Origin of the sequence: Microbacterium galbinum (genome assembly GCF_023101185.1) — a bacterium.
Taxonomy (GTDB): Bacteria; Actinomycetota; Actinomycetes; order Actinomycetales; family Microbacteriaceae; genus Microbacterium; species Microbacterium galbinum.
On the sequence record NZ_CP078077.1, the window covers coordinates 1597279 to 1617652 of the forward strand.

General features: G+C 70.3%; 24 protein-coding genes. 7 read left to right on the forward strand and 17 right to left on the reverse strand.

Features of this window, described 5'->3' with window-relative positions:
- Positions 1 to 202 precede the first annotated feature (202 nt).
- Genes KV396_RS07875 through KV396_RS07885 form a run of 3 tightly spaced genes read right to left on the reverse strand, consistent with a single transcriptional unit; the run spans position 203 to position 3151 of the window.
- On the reverse strand, positions 203 to 1291 hold the full coding sequence (locus KV396_RS07875; protein WP_247957445.1) for a glycoside hydrolase family 130 protein: 1089 nt from the start codon (positions 1289 to 1291) through the stop codon (positions 203 to 205).
- Positions 1292 to 1325: 34 nt separating this feature from the next.
- Positions 1326 to 2213 (reverse strand): carbohydrate ABC transporter permease, encoded by an 888-nt coding sequence (locus KV396_RS07880; RefSeq protein WP_247957446.1) that lies wholly within the window; start codon positions 2211 to 2213, stop codon positions 1326 to 1328.
- Positions 2210 to 3151, reverse strand: a complete 942-nt coding sequence (locus KV396_RS07885) for a carbohydrate ABC transporter permease (protein ID WP_247957447.1) — start codon at positions 3149 to 3151, stop codon at positions 2210 to 2212. The genes KV396_RS07880 and KV396_RS07885 overlap by 4 nt, the downstream gene beginning before the upstream one ends.
- Before the next feature lie 174 nt (positions 3152 to 3325).
- On the opposite strand from KV396_RS07885, the gene KV396_RS07890 reads away from it, so the two are divergent.
- Both KV396_RS07890 and KV396_RS07895 read left to right on the forward strand, forming a co-directional pair.
- Positions 3326 to 4426, forward strand: a complete 1101-nt coding sequence (locus KV396_RS07890) for a LacI family DNA-binding transcriptional regulator (protein WP_247623777.1) — start codon at positions 3326 to 3328, stop codon at positions 4424 to 4426.
- Positions 4423 to 5184 carry an HAD-IIB family hydrolase gene (locus KV396_RS07895; protein ID WP_247633190.1) on the forward strand — a complete coding sequence of 254 codons (762 nt, stop codon included), beginning with the start codon at positions 4423 to 4425 and terminating at the stop codon, positions 5182 to 5184. Before KV396_RS07890 ends, KV396_RS07895 begins: the two co-directional genes overlap by 4 nt.
- A 117-nt stretch (positions 5185 to 5301) precedes the next feature.
- Here KV396_RS07895 and aztD read toward each other — a convergent pair whose 3' ends face one another.
- From aztD to aztB, 4 genes are read right to left on the reverse strand one after another with little or no spacing between them, the layout of a single operon-like run.
- Positions 5302 to 6504 carry a zinc metallochaperone AztD gene (gene aztD, locus KV396_RS07900; RefSeq protein WP_247957448.1) on the reverse strand — a complete coding sequence of 401 codons (1203 nt, stop codon included), beginning with the start codon at positions 6502 to 6504 and terminating at the stop codon, positions 5302 to 5304.
- A 30-nt stretch (positions 6505 to 6534) separates the two neighbouring features.
- The gene (gene aztC / locus KV396_RS07905; RefSeq protein WP_247957449.1) at positions 6535 to 7467 is read right to left on the reverse strand and encodes a zinc ABC transporter substrate-binding protein AztC; all 933 of its coding nucleotides are present in this window, start codon (positions 7465 to 7467) and stop codon (positions 6535 to 6537) included.
- Between the two features lies 1 nt (position 7468).
- On the reverse strand, positions 7469 to 8749 hold the full coding sequence (locus KV396_RS07910) for an ABC transporter (protein ID WP_247957450.1): 1281 nt from the start codon (positions 8747 to 8749) through the stop codon (positions 7469 to 7471).
- Positions 8746 to 9555: a zinc ABC transporter permease AztB gene (aztB, locus tag KV396_RS07915; RefSeq protein WP_247957571.1), complete on the reverse strand. Its 810-nt coding sequence runs from the start codon at positions 9553 to 9555 to the stop codon at positions 8746 to 8748. Before aztB ends, KV396_RS07910 begins: the two co-directional genes overlap by 4 nt.
- 106 nt (positions 9556 to 9661) lie before the next feature.
- Between aztB and aztA the strand changes: the two genes are divergently transcribed.
- Entirely contained in the window at positions 9662 to 10309 is a 648-nt protein-coding gene (gene aztA, locus KV396_RS07920) for a zinc ABC transporter ATP-binding protein AztA (protein WP_247957451.1), read from the forward strand.
- Positions 10310 to 10334: 25 nt separating this feature from the next.
- On the opposite strand, the gene KV396_RS07925 is transcribed toward aztA, so the two are convergent.
- Positions 10335 to 10541 (reverse strand): hypothetical protein, encoded by a 207-nt coding sequence (locus KV396_RS07925; protein ID WP_247957452.1) that lies wholly within the window; start codon positions 10539 to 10541, stop codon positions 10335 to 10337.
- A gap of 240 nt (positions 10542 to 10781) precedes the next feature.
- On the opposite strand from KV396_RS07925, the gene KV396_RS07930 reads away from it, so the two are divergent.
- Together KV396_RS07930 and KV396_RS07935 are read left to right on the forward strand one after the other, a co-directional pair.
- Positions 10782 to 11186: an ArsR/SmtB family transcription factor gene (locus KV396_RS07930; RefSeq protein WP_247957453.1), complete on the forward strand. Its 405-nt coding sequence runs from the start codon at positions 10782 to 10784 to the stop codon at positions 11184 to 11186.
- Between the two features lie 2 nt (positions 11187 to 11188).
- On the forward strand, positions 11189 to 12166 hold the full coding sequence (locus KV396_RS07935) for an SRPBCC family protein (protein WP_247957454.1): 978 nt from the start codon (positions 11189 to 11191) through the stop codon (positions 12164 to 12166).
- Between the two features lie 4 nt (positions 12167 to 12170).
- Here KV396_RS07935 and KV396_RS07940 read toward each other — a convergent pair whose 3' ends face one another.
- Positions 12171 to 12806: a VanZ family protein gene (locus KV396_RS07940; RefSeq protein ID WP_247957455.1), complete on the reverse strand. Its 636-nt coding sequence runs from the start codon at positions 12804 to 12806 to the stop codon at positions 12171 to 12173.
- 207 nt (positions 12807 to 13013) lie between these two features.
- Here KV396_RS07940 and KV396_RS07945 point away from each other — a divergent pair, with 207 nt between their 5' ends.
- Entirely contained in the window at positions 13014 to 14375 is a 1362-nt protein-coding gene (locus KV396_RS07945; protein ID WP_247957456.1) for a flavin monoamine oxidase family protein, read from the forward strand.
- A gap of 47 nt (positions 14376 to 14422) precedes the next feature.
- Here the strand turns inward: KV396_RS07945 and KV396_RS07950 are convergent, their stop codons facing one another.
- The 5 genes from KV396_RS07950 to KV396_RS07970 form a co-directional block, all read right to left on the reverse strand.
- Complete coding sequence (locus KV396_RS07950; protein WP_247957457.1) at positions 14423 to 15073, reverse strand: Pr6Pr family membrane protein; 651 nt, start codon at positions 15071 to 15073, stop codon at positions 14423 to 14425.
- Positions 15074 to 15146: 73 nt separating this feature from the next.
- Positions 15147 to 15533 carry a DoxX family protein gene (locus KV396_RS07955; protein ID WP_247623757.1) on the reverse strand — a complete coding sequence of 129 codons (387 nt, stop codon included), beginning with the start codon at positions 15531 to 15533 and terminating at the stop codon, positions 15147 to 15149.
- 18 nt (positions 15534 to 15551) lie between these two features.
- The gene (locus tag KV396_RS07960) at positions 15552 to 16286 is read right to left on the reverse strand and encodes a ribonuclease H family protein (protein WP_247957458.1); all 735 of its coding nucleotides are present in this window, start codon (positions 16284 to 16286) and stop codon (positions 15552 to 15554) included.
- A gap of 210 nt (positions 16287 to 16496) precedes the next feature.
- On the reverse strand, positions 16497 to 17003 hold the full coding sequence (locus KV396_RS07965) for a GNAT family N-acetyltransferase (RefSeq protein ID WP_247623755.1): 507 nt from the start codon (positions 17001 to 17003) through the stop codon (positions 16497 to 16499).
- A gap of 1 nt (position 17004) precedes the next feature.
- A complete protein-coding gene (locus KV396_RS07970) occupies positions 17005 to 17226 on the reverse strand; it encodes a hypothetical protein (RefSeq protein ID WP_247623754.1) in 222 nt (73 codons plus the stop codon).
- A gap of 124 nt (positions 17227 to 17350) precedes the next feature.
- Between KV396_RS07970 and KV396_RS07975 the strand changes: the two genes are divergently transcribed.
- Complete coding sequence (locus KV396_RS07975; RefSeq protein ID WP_247957459.1) at positions 17351 to 18397, forward strand: mechanosensitive ion channel family protein; 1047 nt, start codon at positions 17351 to 17353, stop codon at positions 18395 to 18397.
- A 51-nt stretch (positions 18398 to 18448) separates the two neighbouring features.
- Here the strand turns inward: KV396_RS07975 and KV396_RS07980 are convergent, their stop codons facing one another.
- Genes KV396_RS07980 through KV396_RS07990 form a run of 3 tightly spaced genes read right to left on the reverse strand, consistent with a single transcriptional unit; the run spans position 18449 to position 20344 of the window.
- On the reverse strand, positions 18449 to 18784 hold the full coding sequence (locus KV396_RS07980; protein ID WP_247957460.1) for a protealysin inhibitor emfourin: 336 nt from the start codon (positions 18782 to 18784) through the stop codon (positions 18449 to 18451).
- The gene (locus KV396_RS07985) at positions 18759 to 19823 is read right to left on the reverse strand and encodes a M4 family metallopeptidase (RefSeq protein ID WP_247957461.1); all 1065 of its coding nucleotides are present in this window, start codon (positions 19821 to 19823) and stop codon (positions 18759 to 18761) included. Before KV396_RS07985 ends, KV396_RS07980 begins: the two co-directional genes overlap by 26 nt.
- A gap of 50 nt (positions 19824 to 19873) precedes the next feature.
- Positions 19874 to 20344, reverse strand: a complete 471-nt coding sequence (locus KV396_RS07990; protein WP_247623751.1) for a hypothetical protein — start codon at positions 20342 to 20344, stop codon at positions 19874 to 19876.
- Positions 20345 to 20374: the final 30 nt, after the last annotated feature.

Consider the following 20374-nt stretch of genomic DNA (forward strand, 5'->3'; position numbering starts at 1 on the left):
CGGCCCCTTCGTCGTGGCCTAGCGCGCGTGGCGGGTGCTTCGACAGGCTCAGCAACCCAGTGAGGGAGCCTGTCGAAGGGTCCCGGGTGGGCGTGAGGGTACTGGGTCCCTGAGCCTGTCGAAGGGTCCCGGACGAGGAGCCCGGGCGGGGGGACACGACGAAGGCCGCCTCCCGAGGGAGGCGGCCTTCGAGGTCCGCGGCTCAGAGGTGCGTGAGCTCGGCCACGCCGATCGACGAGTCGGCCATGCCGTAGAACACGAACGTGCGCTCGCCGATCTTCTCGACCGCGGTCGGGAAGACGACGTTCGCGAGCGTGCCCTGCGTCTCCTCGGCGGTCTCGGGCGCGAGCAGCGGCTCGGGCGAGCGCGCGAGGATGCGCCGCGGATCATCGGCGTCGAGCAGGATCGCACCGGCGGAGTACACCGACCCGTGCGCCAGCTCGAAGCCCTTCGGGGTCGCGCCGGAGACGCCGTGGTGCAGCAGCAGCCACCCCTCCGGCACGCGCAGCGGCGAGGGGCCGGCGCCGATCTTCGCACTCTCGTACGCCATCTCGGGCGCGGCGATCATGGCCGAGCCGTGCACGCGGGTGAGGGCGGAGGCATCCGCTCGTGCCGCCTCGACGTCGACGTAACCGATCCAGATCGACGGACGGTCGTCGTCGATCCCGGCCGGCGGGCGCGCACCCTCACCGGGGCGCAGCCAGTCGAGGTCCCACATCGGGCGATGCAGCAGGGCGATGCTCGGGCGGCCGTCGGGGCCGGGGACGAGTTCGGGGAAGAACACGATGTCCTTATTGGCGAACAGGTTGAGATCGCTCGCGAGCTCGGGCTGGTACGCGAACTGGATCGGTCCGAGCCGTTCCCACGAGACGGTGTCGCGTGAGATCGCGAGGGCGGGCCGCGGGCCGAGCGGGCCGTAGGCGATGTAGGTCATCACGTGCAGGCCGAGGGGCTCGAGGAAGGTGATGCGGGGGTCCTCGACCCCGCCGTTCTGGCGCCCGTGCTCCCACTGCTCGTCGGGGGCGAGCACGACGCCGAGGCGCTCGACACCGACCGGCACACCGTCCTCGACGATCACCCTCGCGCGCGCGATGCGCGAGACGTTGCCCGCGGCCACGACGCGCGGGAAGAGGTAGAGCTCGCCGTCGGGGCCCCAGGCCGTGCCGGGGTTGAGCACCCCCTCGGCCTCGAGCGGGTCGTCATCGCTCGCCGTCATGATCGTGCCGAGACGGGTCAGTGCGTAGGGGATCCGCGTCGTGAGGTCGGCGGCGGGTGGGGAGGATGGAGTCATGGCGATGCCTTCGGGATCTTTCGGTGTCGAGTGCTCAGCCCTTGATGGCCGAGCCGAGGTTCGCGGACGTGAAGTGCCGCTGGAACAGGAGGAAGAGCACGACCACCGGCACAGCGAGCACGCAGGCGCCGGCGAGCACGGCGCCCATCGGGTTCTCGAGGAACGAGCCGTTCGTCTGCGAGAAGTTCGCCAGGCTCACGGCCAAGGTCTGCTTCGTCGCGTCCTTCGTGACGAGGAACGGCCACAGGAACTCGTTCCAGGGCCCGATGAAGGTCACGAGCATCGCGGTGAGCACGGCGGGGCGCACGAGCGGGACGGCGATGAAGAGCAGGATGCGCACCTCGCTCGCGCCGTCGATGCGCGCGGCGTCGAACACGTCGCGGGGGATCTGCAGGAAGTACTGGCGGAAGATGAGCACGGCGACCGAGTTGATCGCGAAGGGCAGAATCATGCCGATGAAGTTGTCGGCGAGACCGAAGTAGCGCACGACCATGACGTACAGCGGGATCATGAGCAGTTGGAACGGGATCGCCTGCACGAGCAGCACGAGCGCGAAGACCATCCCTCGACCGCGGAACGAGAGAACCGCGAGCGCATAGCCGACGAGCAGACCGAACACGAGGGTGCAGCCCACCACACCGGCGGTGAAGATCAGGGAGTTCAGCAGTGAGCCGAGCAGGTTCACCGACTGGTTGATCGCGACGAAGTTGTCGAAGGTGAGGTTCTGCGGAAGCGGCAGCAGACCGAACAGACTGGTGTCGCGCGTGCGCTGGAGGGCGCCGATGATCATGTAGTAGAAGGGCACGAGCGCCGCGAGCGCCCCGATGAGCAGCAGCACGAAGCGCAGCACACCGAGCACCCGTCCGCTGCGCGCGGGGCGGGCGGCCTTGTCGGGAGCGGTGCGGGTCGTCGACGTGATCATCGGTTCTTGCCTTCCGTGATGCGGCGCGAGACGAGCGAGACGATCATCACGGCGATGACGAGGATCATGCCGATCGCGGCGGCGATGTCGGGCTTCCCCTGTTGGATGCCCTGCTGGTACATGAGCAGCGCGGGGGTCATCGAGGCGTTGTTGGGTCCTCCGCCGGTGAGCAGGTACGGCTCGGTGAAGATCTGCCCGGTGGTGATGATCGACAGCAGCACGACGAGCGAGGTGACCGGGCGCACGGCGGGCAGCGTCACCGAGCGGAACCGTTGCCAGCGTCCGGCACCGTCGAGCTGGGCCGCCTCGTGCAGTTCCTTGGGCACGTTCTGGAGCGCGGCGAGGTACAGCAGGATGTAGAACCCGAGGTTCTTCCAGGTGACGTACACGGCGATGAGCGGCATGATCAGCGCCGGGTTGGCGAGCCACGACGGGTCGGGGGCGAGAGAGCCGAGCAGGGAGTTCACGACGCCGTTGCCGTTGAACAGGAAGATCCAGACGGCGAGCGTCGCGACGGATGCCGTCACGTAGGGCACGTAGTACGAGATGCGGAAGAAGCCCTTCCAGTGCACGACGGCGTCGAGCCCGGACGAGAGCAGCAGACCGAGCACGACGGTGAGCGGCACGTTGATGACGAGGAAGATCAGCAGGTTGCCGAACGCCTGCCGCACGATCGGGTCGGCCAGCACGGTCGCGAAGTTCTCGAAGCCGACGAACGGATGCTCGACCGCGACGCCCGGGGCGGTGAAGTAGAAGTCGTGCACCGACATCCAGATCCCGAATCCGAACGGGATGAGGAAGACGACGACGACGAAGAGGATGTACGGAGAGCTCAGCAGGAGGCCGAGGGGATTGTCGCCGAGCCATCGGTGCAGCGCGCCGCCGCGACGACGCGGCGGGTCGGCCTTCGATCTCTGCGCTGGTGCGGCACTGCCCATGGCGATTGTTCCTCACTGATACGACCGTTCCGTCGTCGCATCCGGCTGTGGTCCGGTGGTGCGCGACGGTGACAACTCCTTTAGTAAACCGGTTTTGCTGTGCGAGGTCAACCTGCCGGACTTCCGGTGGAAGACGGAGCTAAATCTCGCTAAACGGTCGGTTACACTACAACCATGAACGCGACTCCCCCCGACGGCGTCGGCGCCGATCGGCCCGCCTCGCCCGTGCTGCAGCGCAAGATCACCATCGGCGACGTCGCGGCCAGGGCCGGTGTCTCGAAGAGCGCCGTGTCCTTCGTCTTCAACGGCCGCTCCGGCGTGGGTGAAGAGGCGCGCGAGCGCATCCTCGAAGCCGCTCGCGCTCTCGAATGGCGTCCGGATGCCCGGGCGCGCGCTCTCTCGCGCAGCCGGGCCCAGGCGCTGGGCCTCGTGATCCGTCGCGCCCCCGAGCTGCTGAGCACCGACCCGTTCTTCCCGCAGTTCGTCGCGGGGGTCGAGAGCTTCCTCTCGACCGTCGGCTACGCCCTCGTGCTGCAGGTCGTCGATGGCGAGGAGGCCGAGCGCGAGGCCTACTCGCGCTTCGCCCACGAAGCCCGGGTCGACGGCGTCTTCCTCACCGACCTCCGCGTCGAGGACGAGCGTCCGGCCGAGCTCGCCGGACTCGGGATGCCCTGCGTGCTGCTCGGTTCCGGGACCGGCGAGGGCACGGCCCCCATCGGGCTCGACGACGCCGCCGGCATCCGTCGCGCCGTCCGCCATCTGCACGCCCTGGGTCATGAGCGCATCGCGCACGTCTCGGGTTCCGATCGCTACGTGCACTCGCGCGTGCGTCGCGAGGCCTGGGCCTCCGAGCTCGCCCAGCTGGGGCTGCGCCCCGGCACCGTCGTCGAGGCCGACTTCACCGGCGCGGCCGGCGCGCGCGCGACCCACGAACTGCTCGACGACCCCGAACCGCCGACCGCCATCATCTACGCGAACGACATCATGGCGATCGCCGGCATCTCCGCCGCGATCGATCGGGGCGTCCGCGTGCCCCACGATCTCTCGATCATCGGCTTCGACGACATCCCGCTCGCGCCGTACATCATCCCGCCGCTGACGACCGTGCGACAGGACGTCTTCCAGTGGGGCAACGCCTGCGCGCGCGCCCTCGTCTCGATCGTCGAGGGGAACGAGCCGGGAGCGATCGAGCTGCCTCCGGTCGAGTTCATCGTGCGGGGCAGCACGGGGCCCGTGCGGGGGCAGGGCGAGGCGATCATCGAGGCGGCGGGATGACCGCGCCCGCTCCGCGCCTCGTGGCCTTCGATCTCGACGACACGCTGGCGCCGTCCAAGAGCGCGATCGACCCCCGGATGGGGGCGCTCCTGGTGGCGCTCGCCGAGCGCGTGACCGTCGCCATCATCTCCGGCGGGCGACTCGAGCAGTTCACGGCGCAGGTCGTCGACAGGCTGCCCGCCGCCGGCCCGGAGACGCTGGCGAACTTCCACCTGCTCCCGGCCTGCGGCACCCAGTACTACCGCATCCGTCCGCACGGGATCGAGACCGTCTACGCGCTCGACCTCGCTGCGGGGCGTCGCGCCGCAGCGACGGCCGTGTTCGAAGAAGAGGCGCGCCGGCTCGGCCTGTGGGAGGAGACGACCTGGGGCGACGTCATCGAGGACCGCGGCTCGCAGATCACCTTCTCGGCGCTGGGGCAGCAGGCTCCGCTCGATGCCAAGGCGGCCTGGGATCCGACGGGCGAGAAGCGCAACGCGCTCAGCGCCGCCGTCGCCGCTCGGTTGCCGGATCTCGAGGTGCGCTCGGGAGGGTCGACGTCGATCGACGTCACCGAGCGGGGCATCGACAAGGCGTACGGCATGCGACGGCTGGTCGAGCAGACCGGCATCCCGCTCGACGACATGCTGTTCGTCGGCGACCGGCTCGATCCCGCCGGGAACGACTACCCCGTGCTCGCGATGGGCGTCGCGTGCCATGCGGTCATCGGTTGGGAATCGACGGCGGAGTTCCTGGAGGGTCTCCTCCCTCGGTTGTGAGGCGGGGCCGACACCCGTTCGGGAGGAGATCACACGGATGGGAGGACGGATTCCGAGAATTCGTCCTCCCATCGCGGTGTTATCCTCCCGAACCGAGGGCGGGAAGAGTGCCCGGGATCAGCCGGCGGCCGGCGCGATCTCGTTCGGCGTGACCTCGAGCTCGGTGCTCGCGAGCACCTCGCCGGTGGTGAGGTCGACGGCGTGCACGCTGTTCGCGGCGGGCTCGGTCACGTAGGCGATGTCACCGGCCACGACGATCGCGGGGTGAGCGTCCTGCCACTCGGCGGGGCCCTCCCACGCGTCGATCACGGGGTAGGTGTCGGTGATCTCGCCGGACTCGGGGTCGAGCACGTGGATCGACCCGTCGGATCCGAGGATGTACGCGAGCTCACCCGGGCCGCGGGCGACGTCGCGGAACGTGTACTCCGCGCCCTCGGGCAGGTCGACGACCTCGTACGTCAGCGCCTCGGTGTCGATGAGGGTGACGGCGCCGAGCAGGTAGCCCTCGGCGTCGGGGTCGTTCTTGTAGTCGCCGACGATGATCGGGCTGGATTCGCTCACGTAGGCGTTGCCCATCCGGCCGTAGGGCTGGTCGGGAGCGGAGAGCTTCGTGATCTCGCCGTCGGCGTAGACCAGGGCGCCGTCCTCGCAGCCGAAGACGACGACCTCGTTCGCGGCCGTGCCCTCGCCGTGCACGCCGGGGCACTGGTCCGACGAGGCGATCTCCGCGCCGTCGGCGTCGCGCACGACGATGCCGTTGCGCCCGTCGGCGTTGCCCACGGTGGTGAGGAACGTGCCGTCCTCGAGCACGATCGAGACGCCGTGGTGCGCCTCGACGCCCGCGATCGTCTCGACCTCGGGAAGTCCCTCGGATGCCGCGAGATCGGCCGTGTCGAAGATGGTCGTGTCGCTCGTGCCGTCGGCGTAGAGGATCGTCTTGCCACCGTGGCGAACGACGTGACCGGGGGTGTCGGCCGCGAAGACCGTGTCGGTGAGGGCCGCGTCGTCGGAGGAGCCGGCGCCGGTGTCGAGCACCTGGAAGCCCTCGCTCATCGTGACCATGACGTGCCGGTCGTCGCCGGCCGGATTGAGGCGGGTGAACTCCTCGGAGTCGAAGTCCGCGACGGTCTCGAGGGTCTCGCCGTCCAGCACCAGGATGCCGCCCTCATAGGCGACGGCGACCCGGGGGCCGGCCTCGGTGGCGGATGCTGCGCTCGCCGGGGCATCCGCGGCGGGGGTGGTCGAGCAGGACGCGAGGGTCACGACCGCGCCGAGGGCGACGGCACCGACCAGCGCTCTGCGCAGGGGGAGTTTCTTCATGCAGGTGCTTCTTTCTCTGTGGGGGTGGTCTCAGCGGGTGAGACCGGAAACGATGCGCTCGGTGTTGACGCGCATCATGGTCAGGTAGTCGGGGGCGCCGCCGTCGGCGTCGGTGAGCGACTCGGTGAAGAGCTCGATCACCTCGACGTCGATGTCGGCCTCATCGGCGAGAGCCCGTGCGAGACGATCGGGCGACGACGACTCGGCGAAGATCGCCGGGACACCGGTCTCCTCGACCGCGTCGACGAGGTCGGCGAGATCGGATGCCGAGGGCGCGGCGAGCGTCGTGCCGCCGGGGATCACGGCCCCGACGACGTCGAAGTCGAAGCGCTCCGCCAGGTAGCCGAAGACGTGGTGGTTGGTGACGAGGGCGCGACGGTCGGCGGGGATGCGCGCGAAGGCATCCGTCATCTCGGCATCCAGGTCGTCGAGCTCGGTGCGATAGTCGGCGACGCTCGACTGCAGGGCGTCGGGATCGATCCCCTCGATCTCGGCGAGCGCGGGTTCGAGCGCGTCGACGACGGCGAGCATCTGCGCTGGGTCGGTCCAGAAGTGCGAATCCGGCATGCCCGCGGCATCGCCCTCGCTGTAGTCGAGCACCTCGATCGCATCGCCGGCGACGAAGGTGCGGGCGTCGGAGGCGGATGCCGCATCGAGGTGCTGCTGCAGACCCTCCTCGAGTCCGAGTCCGTTCGAGACGATCAGGTCGGCCTCGCGCAGGGTGGCCGCCTCCTGCGCCGAGATCTCGAAGGAGTGCGGGTCGGCGTTCGGCTTCATGAGCGTGACCACGCGCGCCTGATCACCGACGAGCTGCTCGACGACGTCGCCGAGGATGTTCGTCGAGACGACGACGAGGGGGCGCGCGTCGGTCGCGGGCGGCGCGCACGCCGTGAGGGTCGCGGTGAGCAGGCCGACGGCGGCGAGGGCGGTCGCGGCGCGGGAGTGGAGGCGGGGCGGTCGCATGTCAGCGTCCTGTCTCGGCGACGAAGGCCGGCTCGGTGGCGGTCTCGAACGTGCGGGCGATGCGGGCGGCATCGGCGTAGTCGATCTCGTACAGCTGCCGCTCGACGGGGGCGCTGAGGTAGGCGCGGTGCTGGTCGGCGACGAGCACCGGGGCCGCGCCCGACGCGAGCGAGGCGGCGACGAGGGGCGCCGTCTCGGCGAGCAGCGAGCCGTCGGCGGCGCTGAGCACGAGCATCCGCCCGTCCTCGGCCAGCCCGAGAAGGTGGCCGTCCTCGTCGTCGACCGCGGTCACGTGCACGAGCGGTGCCGGTGCCGTGAGCAGCGTCCAGGTGCGGGCTCGGGTGTCGAGCAGTCGGATGTCGGTCGGGCTCGCGAGGCCGGCGACGGTCGGGCGGCCCTCGCGGTTGTCGAACGAGGCGACCGCGCCGGTGGGAGCATCCGCGGGGTACGGGATGCGCTCGACGACGAGCTCGCCGTCGCCGACGTGGGCGAGCAGGGCGCCGTCGGCGCAGCCGATCACGGCGCCGACCCGGGTCGTGATCGTGCCCGAGGGAGTGGCGCACGTCTCGTCGAGTCCGGTCGGTTCGCCCTCGGCGGTGTAGCCGGCGACGCGTGCCCCGACCCCGTCGACCGCTTCGGTGACGAGCGCGAACGACCCGACGGGAACGACGAGTCCGGCGTGCGGCTCGCGCTCGAGGCGGAACTGCTCGCGGATCTCGCCCTTCGAGAGAGCCTCGGTGCTGAGCAGCACGGCATCCCCCGAATCGGTGAACGAGATGCCGGTGCCGCCGGAGGTCGAGCTGTTCGTCGTGGCGACGGTCGCCGAGCCGTCGCCGTCGACCGTTCCGAGCATGGCCGGGGAGGCGCGGTAGTAGTGGAAGTGGTCGACGTGGTCCCACGTCCACACGCCGCTGTCGACGATCTCGATGCCGTCGCCGACGTCGGCGAAGAGGTAGCGGCCGTCGGTGGTCATCGCCCGCGGTGCGTCGATCGCGCCGATCCCGGTCACGGTCTCGTCGAGCAGGTCGAGGTGCGTGACCGTTCCGGCGGGATCGATCGCCGTGAGTCCGAGCGGGGGTTCGGCGACCTCCTCGGCTCCGGCGATCGCGCCGTGACCGTCGCCGGTGGAGGGGGTGTCGGTCGCGGTCTCGGCTGGGAGGTCGGCGGGCGCGCCGGTGCAGGCGGCGAGGCCGAGCGCGAGGGCGCCCAGGAGGGCGAGGGAGGTCGAGCGGGAACGCACGGGGTCCTTTCGGGGGCGGGTGGGGCCGGTTCGGGCGGTCATGCCGACACCGGTGCGGTCGTGGCGTGGGTCGTCGAGCGGATGCCGGCGACGGCTGCGCGGACGACCCACGAGAGGCAGGTCAGGGCGATCGCCGCGGCGGCGACGGATGCTCCGGCGGCGGTCGCCGCGAACCAGGAGGTGACCAGGCCGAGGAACACGGCGACGATGCCGAACAGGCAGGCGAGCAGCATCCGTGTGGGGATGCGGGTGGTCCAGTGGCCGGCGGCGACCGCGGGGGCGAGCAGCAGACCGACCACGAGCATCGAACCGACGGCCTGGTACGAGGCGACGACCGCGAGGGTGACGAGGCCCACGAGCGCGGCCTGTGCGAGCCGCGGGCGCAGGCCGAGCACGGTGGCGATGCGGGTGTCGAGCGCCAGCGCGACGAACGAGCGGTGGAATCCGCAGGTCACGGCGAGACCGATCGCGGCGGCCGCGGCCAGCAGCACGAGATCGGCCGAGGTGATGGCGAGGATGTCGCCGAAGAGGATCGCGGTCGCGTCGGTGGCGAAGCTGCCCGAGTGGGAGATGATGATGACCCCGAGCGCCAGCATCGAGACGAAGAGCAGTCCGATGCTCGTGTCGTAGGAGAGTTTCGCTCGGCGCTGGAGCGCACCGATCCCGACACTCATGGCGACCGCGCTCAGTGCGCCGCCGACCAGCACGGGCAGGCCCAGCACCGTGGCCAGCGCGACGCCGGGGAGCATGCCGTGGGCCAAGGCCTCACCGAGGAAAGCCATGCCGCGGATCACGACCCACGTGCCGACGACGCCGCAGAGGATCGCCACGAGTGCGCCGCCGAGCATGCCGCGCTGCACGAACTCGAGCGCGAAGGGGGCGAGGAGAGAAAGGGTCACGTTGAGCGAGCCTAGGGCTTTTTGAGAATGATTATCAAACTCATATGATCGAGACATGACTTCGCCCCCTGTGCTCGCCGATCCGATCGCCGTCCTCGACGACGTGCACGTCGCCTTCGACGGCGTCGACGTGGTGTGCGGCGTCGATCTGCACATCGTGCCGGGGGAGTTCGCGGTCATCGCCGGGCCCAACGGCGCCGGCAAGTCGACCCTGCTCGAAGTGCTCGCCGGCACGCGCTCGCCGCGGCGCGGTCAGCGTTCGGTGCCCGGCGCCGTCGCCTTCGTGCCGCAGCGCGCGGCGATTCCGCCCCGGTTGCCCGTCACGGTGCGCGACGTCGTCGCCGTCGGGGTCTGGGGTCGGCTCGGCCCGTGGCGACGGATGGACGGCGAGGCGCGCACGGTCGTGGCTCGGTCGCTGGAGCGACTGGACATCACCCGCCTCGCGTCGAGTCCGTTCGCCTCACTCTCGGGCGGGCAGCAGCAGCGCGCCCTGCTCGCTCAGGGTCTCGCGCGGCAGGCCGACCTGCTGCTCCTCGACGAGCCCACGACCGGGTTGGATGCCGAGAGCAGTCGGCGCATCCGTTCGGTGCTGCGCGAGGAGGCCGATCGGGGCGTGGCGGTGGTGTGCGTCTCGCACGATTCGGCATTGCTGGATGCCGCGGATCGGGTGGTGCGGGTGGACGAGGGGCGGGTCGTTCGGTAGCTCCGCCCCGCCCCATTCTCAGTTCTCAGGTCTCGGTCGGAGTCGGGGCCGACCGCTTCTGCGGCACCGGCTCCCACACGACGAGCAGGAACGCCGCGATCGGTCCGAAGAAGAGCGTGAGCAGGAACCACGTCCACGCCGAGCGGTTGCGCGTGCGGGCGTAGCCGCCCGCGAGCAGCGCCACGGAGGTCCACATCGCGGAGACCAGGGGGAACAGGGAGTTGTAGTCCATGCGCTCGACCCTAGGTCGAGGTTCCGGGCGGTGGCGGCGCCGGTCGGGCGCGCCCGCCGATCACCTGCAGGGAGTTCTGACACGTGCAGGGGGGAACCGGCGGATGCTCCCTGCATATGTGTTCTCTCCCTGCAGGTGAGCGCGGAACTGGGGCGCTTCGACGGGCTCAGCGACCCAGATCGGCGTGGTTCTGGGGGAACCTCTTGACACGCCCCCCGCCCGGGTCTAACGTACAACCAAATGGTTGCACAACGAGAACTCACCGAAGCGGAGGTCGACCGTGTCTTCCACGCACTGGCCACGTCGACCCGGCGCGACATCCTGCGCCGGACGATCGAGAACGAGCAGTCGGTCTCGACCCTCGCCGCCGAGTACGAGATGTCGTTCGCCGCGGTGCAGAAGCACGTCGCCGTGCTGGAGGCCGCGAACCTCATCGTCAAGCGCGCCGAGGGACGCGAGCGCCTCGTGCGCGCGAATCCCGAGATGATCGCCCGGGCCAAGGCGCTGCTCGCCCGCTACGAAGAGCTGTGGCGATCGCGCATCGCTCGCCTCGACGACCTGCTGGCCGCGCCCGCCCCGAGCACCGACAGCACCACGAGCACCACGAAGAACACCGAACACACCGAACACGAACAAGGAGACTGACAATGCCTGTCACCGATGTGATCACGGATGCCGAGAACCTCACCATGACGGTCGTCGCCGATCTGGCGGCCCCGGTCGAGCGGGTGTGGGACGCCTACAGCGACCCGCGTCAGCTCGAGCGCTTCTGGGGTCCTCCCGGATGGCCCGCGACCTTCACCCACTGGGACCACACCGTGGGCGGAAAGGCGAACTACACGATGAACGGACCGCGCGGCGAGAAGGCCTCCGGCACCTGGGAGTTCCTCAACATCGACGGCCCGAACGGCTTCGAGGTGCTCGACGCCTTCGCCGACGAGGACGGAACCCCGAACCCCGACCTGCCGTCGATGCGCATGACGTTCACGTTCACGCCGACCGCCGAGGGCACGCGCATGGTCAACACGAGCTACTTCGCCTCGGCCGAGGCGCTCGAGCAGGTCGTGGCGATGGGCGCCGTCGAAGGCACGACGCTCGCGATGAGCCAGCTCGACGCCGTGCTGCAGGACCTCCGCGACTACGCGCAGGGCAAGGGCACGCGGGTCGAACTGCTCGACGACACCCATGTGCGCATCACGCGCCTCGTCGAGGGTCCGCGCGACCTGGTCTGGCGTGCGCACAACGAGCCCGAGCTCATGAAGCAGTGGCTGCTCGGCCCCGACGGCTGGGTGATGACGGAGTGCACGGTCGCGACCGAGGTCGGTCAGGGCTACGTCACCTCCTGGGCTCCGGTCGGCGACACCGAGGGCGAACCGTTCGGATTCGAGGGGGAGGCGCTGCTGATCGACGCCCCGAAGCGGTCGGTGCAGACCGAGCGGATGATCGGGATGCCGGTCGAGACGCTCAACGACCTCAACCTCTACGAGGAGGACGGCGCGACCCTCATCACGCTGTACATCGAGTACCCCGACAAGGAGACGCGCGACATGATCCTCGCCACCGGCATGGCCGACGGCATGGAGACCTCGTACGCCCGCCTCGAGCGGGAGCTGCTCGCCGTCTGACCGTTCACAACTCCGGAGAAACCGGCCGATTCCGCACGGATCGGCCGGTTTCTCTGCGATTCGGGAGCAGATCTCCGGAGTCGTGGACGGTTGCCGGTGCCCAGCGGAACCTGTCGATGAACCGGCCCAGCCGAGGCATCCGCACGAGGAGGAGCAGGATGCCGTAGCCCAGAGCGCCGCCGGTGATGTTCGAGAGGAAGTCGTTGATGTCGGCGACGTGCCCGCCCGCGAAGAACCGCTGCGCCGCGAGCTGGGAGAGCTCGACGGTAAGGCTCACTCCGGCGCTGATCCCGACGACACGCGGCCACGTCGGGCTGGCGAGCAGCAGGGCGACGAGGATGCCGAGCGGCACGAAGACGAGAACATTCGTGAGAGCGTCGGCGATCTCGTAGTCGGCGAAGGGCACGAGCGCGAGCGCTGGAGTCCAGGGTTCCCCGCTGCTCGGCTTGTTCAGGAAGATCGGAAAGATCGTGTTGCCGACGATGCCTGCTCCGTAGACGGCGAGGGCCGCGGCCACCGCGGCGCGGGGCCACGAGAACGCACGGCGGATCTGCAATCGCCACAGCATCAGCAGGAAGACCACGAGCGCGAGGGGAATGACGACCGGCAGCACCGGCACTTCGCCGAAGGGATTGTCCATCGCATTCGACGTTACGGTCAATGCCGTCGCCGCCGCGTCATCCTGCGGAGTGATGTTCGGCGCTCGCCCGTGGCACCAACTCAGGAGGAATGGACGATCCGGGCCCGAATCCGGGGGTTTCCGTGCCCGACGGCCGCACTCTTCCTGAGTTGGGTACGCCCTCCCGAGGAGCCACCGTCCACCCGGGCGGGATAAAGTGGCGACACGATGAGGATCACGCGCCGCACTCTGCTTCTGGGCGCCGGGGCCGGAGCCCTTTCGGTGCTGCTCGCCTCGTGCACGCCCGAACCCGAGCCCACGCCCACGCGCACTCCGACGCGTTCGCCCGAGCCGCAGCCCACGAACGGCGTGCCGCTTCCGGCCGCCAGCATCCGCTCGACCTGGACGAGCGACCAGTACGCGTTCGGTGCCGTCAGCTTCGTGCCCGCCGGCGTCGGGGCCGAGACCCGCAGCGCCCTCGCGCGTCCGGTCGACGACCGCCTGTTCTTCGCCGGCGAGGCCACCGATGAAGAGGCCCCGGCCACCATGCGCGGAGCGATCGCCTCGGGTGAGCGCGCCGCCGATGAACTGCGGGATGCCGCGGGCGACGGCGAGCGCATCGCCGTGATCGGTGCGGGGCTCGCCGGCGCCACGGCAGCCGCGCGGCTGAACGACGCGGGCTTCGAGGTCACCGTTCTCGAAGCGCGCGACCGCGTCGGCGGACGCGTGTACTCGCGGGTCGACGACGCCTGGCCACTTCCTCCGCAGCTCGGTGCGTGGCTGTTCGGCGAGGCGGATGCCGACCTCGTGCAGACCCTCGAGGCCGAGGACATCTCCGTCGTCGACCTCGCGGGCTCGCTCTGGCGCTCACCCGACGGAGACACGGATGCCGTCGCCACCGAGTCCCTCACGGCGGCGATCGCCACCGCTCAGGCCGCCCCCGTCGACAGCTCGGTCGCGGATGCTCTCGTCGCGGCCGGCGTCGACACGGCCGACCCCACGATCCTCGCCCTGCTCGCGCTTCTCTCGACGGCCTCGGGCGCGGAGGCCGCGAAGCTCTCGAGCTGGTTCGCCCCGCCGCTCCCTCCGACCGAGCCCGGCGCCGCCCGCGACAGCCTGCTGCCGTTCATCGAGCACACGCTCGACGGCGTGCAGGTCGGTCTCAACCAGCCGGTCACCCGCCTCGCCTACGACGACACCGGCGTGAGCGTGCGCATGGGCACCGGTGAGGCGCTGTCGTTCGATCGCGTCGTCGTGACGGTGCCGCTCGGAGTGCTGCAGGAGCAGGGCATCGAGTTCGACCCGCCGCTGCCGTTCGCCAACCGCGGCGCGATCTCGGCGCTCGCGATGGGGTCGATCGAGACCGTGTGGCTGCGCTGGGACGAGCCGTTCTGGAATGCCGAGGAGGCGGTGTGGCACACGGTCGGCGGCGATGTCGGCATCCGCACCTGGATCAACCTGCTCCCCGCGACCGGCGAGAACGTGCTGGTGGGGATCGTCGGCGGCGACGCTGCGGCGAGGTTCTCGGAACTCGGCAAGGACGAGGCGATCACCCTGGCGCTGGAGGCGCTCGGGCCCTACGCCGCCTGACGCGAGGCCGTGCCGCCTGACGCGGCGGCATGCGGCCGGTCCGTCGTCTACTCGGCCTGATCCTGCCGCAGGCGCCGGGGCAGCGGCATCCGACTGATGAGCACGAGCGCGGTCGCGACGGTCGCGAACGTCGCGAGGGCGATGCCCGACGACACCAGGAACTCGGCCGGTCCGCTGATCTGCCGAGGGTCGAGGAAGTAGTACGGGTACCAGCCGATGATCGGGCCGCGGATCATCGTGAACCCGCCCCACACGAGCGGGTAGATCAGCGTCGCCGGGATGACCCGCCACGGCACCGCGCGATGGCCGGGCGCGAGCGCCCAGGCGAGTGCGGCGCAGGCCGGCAGGTAGAAGTGCAGCACCTGATCGGACCAGGGCACGTCGATGCGGATGCCGCGCAGCCCCGCCTGCCAGACGAGGATGGCGAACACGATGCCGGCCGTGATCGTCCAGGTGAGCACGAGGGCGAGGGTGACGGTGAGCCAACGCGGATCGCGGGCCTTGCGGAGCGCGATGATGCCGGCGATCGTGAGCAGCACCACGAACGCGACGTTCGACTGGTTGGTCAGGTAGGCGAAGAAGTTCTGGCTGGCGATCGTGTGCGAGGCGAGCCCCCACGCGAGACGGTGGATGAGGGCGACCAGGCACAGCGCGGCGGCGCCGAGTCGGAGCAGGCCGAAGACGGTACGCGTCCTCACCGCTGCGTCACCCGCCGTCCACCCATCCGCCGAGTCTACTTTTGGTCGGCTCCGCGGGTCGTGGGAACGCGCCTCAGCGGCGCGTGCGGGTCGACCACAGAGCCAGTGCGACCAGCGCCGGCTGGAAGAACAGTCGCACGAAGCGCTTCATGTCGGTGTCGAGGCCGAAGCCGTCACGCTGGTGCATCCACTGCGAGACGTTGCCGGGGAACACCGCGATGAAGAACAGCGCGGCGATCGTGCCGACGCGACGGCGTCGCTTGCGGGCCAGGAGCAGCGCCGAGCCGAGACCGACCTCGACGACGCCCGAGGCGAGCACGGTGACGTCGGGGTCGAGTGGCAGCGATTCGGGAACCTGGGCCTGGAACTCCCGGCGGGCGAACGTCAGGTGCGAGACGCCGGCGAAGACGAGGGAGGATCCGAGGAAGATGCGGCCGATCGTGCGCGCGGTTGTCGACATGAGGCGAGTGTACGCGCGTCAGATCAGACGGCGCAGGGCCGCTTCGAGCGAGATGCCCTGCGCCTCGGCGCGGTCTCGCAGGCGGGCGTGCTCGTCGCCGGTGAGGCTCAGGCGCAGCTCGATCGGGTCGGCCGAGGGAGTGTCGAAGTCGTCGAACAGCGACGACGTCTCTGCCCAGAGCGGGGCATCCGAGGGGGCGGTCGTGACCGGTGCGGATGCCGTAGACGGGGCGTGCTGCGCGGATGCCGCGACCGGGGCGGATGCGGCGACGGCGGCGCCGGCGCCGGACGCGAGCGTGAACCCGGGGCCGCGGCGCGGTTCCTGCTTCGCCTGATAGGCCTTCGCCGCGGCGTTCGCCCGCTCGTCGGCGGCTTCGTTCAGCCGGTCGCCGGCATGCCCCTTGACCCACGAGAACTCGACGTCGCGCCCGCGCATCGCCTCGTCGATGCCCTCGAGGATGTCGCGGTTGAGCACGGGGCCGCCGTCGGACTTGCGCCAGCCCTTGCGCTTCCAGCCCGGCATCCACTTCGTCACCGAGTCGATCACGTACCGGCTGTCGCAGCGGATGAGCAGCTTCTCGTCGGTGCCGGCCGTCGCGCGCAGCAGTTCGAGCACCGCCTGCAGCTCGCCCTGGTTGTTGGTGCCGTGAGGAGACCCGCCCGCCGCCCAGTTGTCGTCGTCGATGTACCAGGCCCAGCCGTTGGGGCCGGGGTTGCCCAGGGCGGAGCCGTCTGCGGCGGCGGTGATCGTCATCCCTCCACCGTAGCCCGGGCCGCCGACGTCACACGGCGGGGGCGCGTCTCGTGAGGGGTCGCAACACGCCGTTGCGGATGCCGGTCGTGCGGCGTGTTTTGACCCCTCACATGAGGGTGTGCGGGCGCGCGGGCGTGAGGGGTCAAGACACGCCGTGTCGGATGCCGGTCGTGCGGCGTGTTGTGACCCCTCGCGTGGATAGAGGGCGGGTCAGCGCAGGGTTCGGCGCATCCGGATCTCGCGGCGACCGTCGGGGAGCAGGTCGCCGGGCTCGTCGAGGGGTGTGAAACCCGCGCGCTCGTAGGCGCGGTGCGCCGACGGGTTGTCTGGCATGACCGAGAGATCGAGGACGGATGCTCCGGCCTCCGTCGCCCAATCGACGATGCGATCGATCAAATCGGCGGCGAGTCCCGTGCCGCGCGCCGACGGAGCGACCCACATCGAGATCAGTTCGGTGCGGGAGGGGTCGTCGGCCACCGGCATGCCGGTGATCATTCCGACGACGTGCTCGCCGTCGACCGCGAGCAGGTCGTGCGCCCCGGGAACCGACAGCCGCTCGCGCCACCGCGACTCGGGCGCCTCGATCCAGTCGGTGAGCTGCGAGCCGAAGGCGGCGGGTGATTCGCGCAGGGCTTCGAGGCGCGCGGCGCGCCACAGCATCCATTCGTCGGCCGTCACACGGCGGACCTCGATGCCGTCGGATGCGGGGGAGGTCATGTCAGTCCTCGTCCGGTTCGCGGTTCTCGGTCGACACCGCGGATGGCGCCGGGGGCGCGACCGGGAACACGATCGAGCCGAGCTCGGCGCCGAGGCCGATCGACAGTGGGTCGACGGCGGGCGTGGTGGCGAGCGCGTCGACGCCGTCACGTTCGAGCGGCTCGGACGGAAGCCCGGCCCACTGGTTCTCTTCTTCTTCCGGGCGGTGCTGGAACAGTCCCATTCGCCCATTGTCTCTCCGTCGCGGCCGGGTGGGGTGGGATTCACACCGGATTGGTCGGTTGTCGCCGGAGGCCCGGTCAGGTCACGGTCAGACCCGCCGCCGTCGCTTCTTCTACGGTGGGGGCATGGCCGAAGACTTCTCGTGGAACCCGTGGCTCTCGACGGTCGTCGCCGTCGGTGTCGCCCTGCTGACCGCTGCCGCCGCGCTCCTGCTTCTCACCCTGATCGTCGTGCTCGTCAGCCGCAGGGTCGAATGGGTGAGGGAGCTGGCGCGTCGCGCCCGCAACGCCCTGTTCGCGGTCGTCGCGGTGGTGGCCGTGTGGATCTCCTGCTCGGTGTCGGAGCCGGCGAACGCGGACTGGTGGCCCGCGATCTCGCGACTGTTCCTCATCGCGACGATCCTCACGGGGGCATGGTTGCTCGGGGCGCTCGCCTCCTTCGGGTTCGAAAGGCTCATGGAGCGCGAGGAGCAGGAACGGATGGGCCCCGATGCGCGGCGCCGCCGGACGCAGCTCCTCGTCATCCACCGGCTCGTGCTCGTCACGATCGCCATCCTCGCGCTCGGCACGGTGCTGTTCACCTTCCCCGAGATGCGAGCGGTCGGGGCCAGCCTTCTCGCCTCGGCGGGAATCGTCAGCATCATCGCGGGCCTCGCGGCGCAGTCGATCCTCGGCAACCTCATCGCGGGCGTCCAGATCGCGTTCACCGATGCGATCCGGGTCGGTGACGTCGTGGTCGTGGAGGGCGAGTGGGGACGGATCGGCGAGATCAACCTCTCGTACGTCGTCGTCTACATCTGGGACGAGCGGCGGCTCGTGGTTCCCTGCAACTACTTCACCACGACTCCGATCGAGACCTGGACGCGGCGGTCCGACAAGATCCTCGGCACCGTGTTCATGGACCTGGACTGGCGTGTGCCGATGGCGGAGGTGCGGGCCGAGTTCCAGCGGATCGTCGAGGAGTCGCCCTACTGGGACGGGCGGTCGTCGAGCGCGCTGGTCACCGACTCGCAGGGCGGGTGCGTGACGGTGCGCTTCGTGATGTCGGCGAAGAACTCCTCGGATCAGTGGGATATCCGATGCGAGGTGCGGGAGCAGATGATGACGTGGCTGCAGCGCACCCACCCCGAGGCGCTGCCGCTCACCCGGGTGGCGATGGAACAGCCCCGCTAGACCCTGAACCGGGGTGCCCGGGGTCAGCGTGCCGGGGTCGGCGTGCCGGGGTCAGCGTGCCGCCGCGCGGACGGCGTCGACGAGGTCCCGCCACGGTCCGGACAGGGCCGTGTCGGGGACATCGCGCTCGCGCCGCTCGCGGGGCGTGCGCGCACGGATGCTCCAGACGAAGCGGTCCGCCCCGGAGCTGCTCTCCAGATCGGCGTCCCACGGGCAACGGTCGATGCGATCGATCCACTCGCCCGCCTGATCGGGGGCGGCCTCGATGGTCCACCGACGGGAGATCCCGGCGATGCCGCCCGTGCGGACGACGGCGATGACCACCGGTGTTGCTTCGTCGTCGGCGGGCACCGATGCCGGATCAGTCGGCTGCGGGGACTCGCTCATCCTCATAGACTCCCACGGTCGTCCAGGCGCGTCGAGCGGCTGTCGCGGTGGCCTCATCGACCTCGGATGCGGCCGCGACCGTTGCGTCGGCGAAGGCCGTGAACGTCGCCGTGCTCGACAGCCCTCCGGTGAGCGCGCGGTACCAGACGGTGCCGGCGGTCTCCCACGCGTTGCCGCCGAGGTCGGTGGCGAAGAGGGCGAAGGCGCGGTTGGGGATGCCGGAGTTGATGTGCACGCCGCCGTTGTCTTCGGTCGTGCGCACGAAGCCGCTCATGTGGTCGGGCTGGGGGTCCTTGCCGAGCTCGTCGTCGTCGTAGCCCGTTCCGGGCGCGATCATCGAGCGCAGCGCCACGCCTTCCACCGCCTCGGTGAAGATCTCGGCGCCGATGAGCCAGGTGGCGTCGGCGGCGCTCTGCCCCTGCGCGTACTGCTCGGTCAGCGCGCCGAACACATCGGCGATCGACTCGTTGAGCGCGCCGGGCTGCCCCTGGTACTCGAGGTTCGCGGTGTGCTGCACGACCCCGTGGGCGAGTTCGTGGCCGATCACCGTGAGCGATCCGGTGAACCCGCGGAACACCTCGCCGTCGCCGTCGCCGAACACCATGCGCTCGCCGTCCCAGAAGGCGTTGTCGTAGTCGACGCCGTAGTGCACCGTCGCGTCGAGAGGTGCGCCGGCATCGTCGAGCGAGTTGCGGCCGAACGCCGAGAGCAGCAGTTCGAACGTCGCCCCGAGCCCGTCGTAGGCCTCGTTGACCGGCGCATCGGCGACGGGCGGGTCGTCTTCGGAGCGCACGACCGCGCCCGGAAGGTCTTGCGTGTTCGCCGCGTCGTTGATCGTGCGGTTCGGGGCATCCGACAGCTGCGCGACCAAGTCGCCGTTCTCGTCGATCGAGAGGTCGATGCGGGCGCGGAACGGCGGCCGGCCCGCGGTGAGGGTCTGCCGCGCGGCGGCGGCCGCACGCGGGAACCGCCCCGATGCGGCCAGCCGGGCGAGCAGATAAGACGGGACGACTCCGTGGCTTTCGATCTGTGCGCTCATGCAGCGACCCTACGCCGGGTCTCCGACACTGCGGCAGGCTCTTGCGCCCGTCACGCCGGTTCGATGCTCATCACCGTCGTGCGCAGCACCCCGCCGTCGAGCGGCACCTCGTAGCGCACCGGCATGCCGGGGTGGGCGGGCGAGAACCAGTACGTCTCCACCGGGGCATCCGGGCCGTCGGACGTGTCGTAGCGCGTGCACTCGACGCGGCCGAGGGGGATGTCGATCGCCTCGGTCGTGACGGTGGTGTGGTCGGCGGGGAACGCCGCGTGGTGCTGCAGATCGGTCCAGGTGACCCGGCTCGTCACGACATCGGCGGGGTTCTCGGCGAACCAGGCGCGGAGGGTGGCGCCCTCGGCATCCGTCTGCTCGAATCGGTTGAACCGCTCGTGCTGAGATCCGTCGGGTGACTCGACGAACAGGCGGATGGTCTTACCGGCGCCGGTCGCCTCGCGGATCTCGTCGGCCGTGAACGGCGTCGGCAGCAGGCCGGGGCCGAGGACATGCGCATCAGTGGGCATGCAGACATTGTGCCCCCGTCGGGTGGCTCG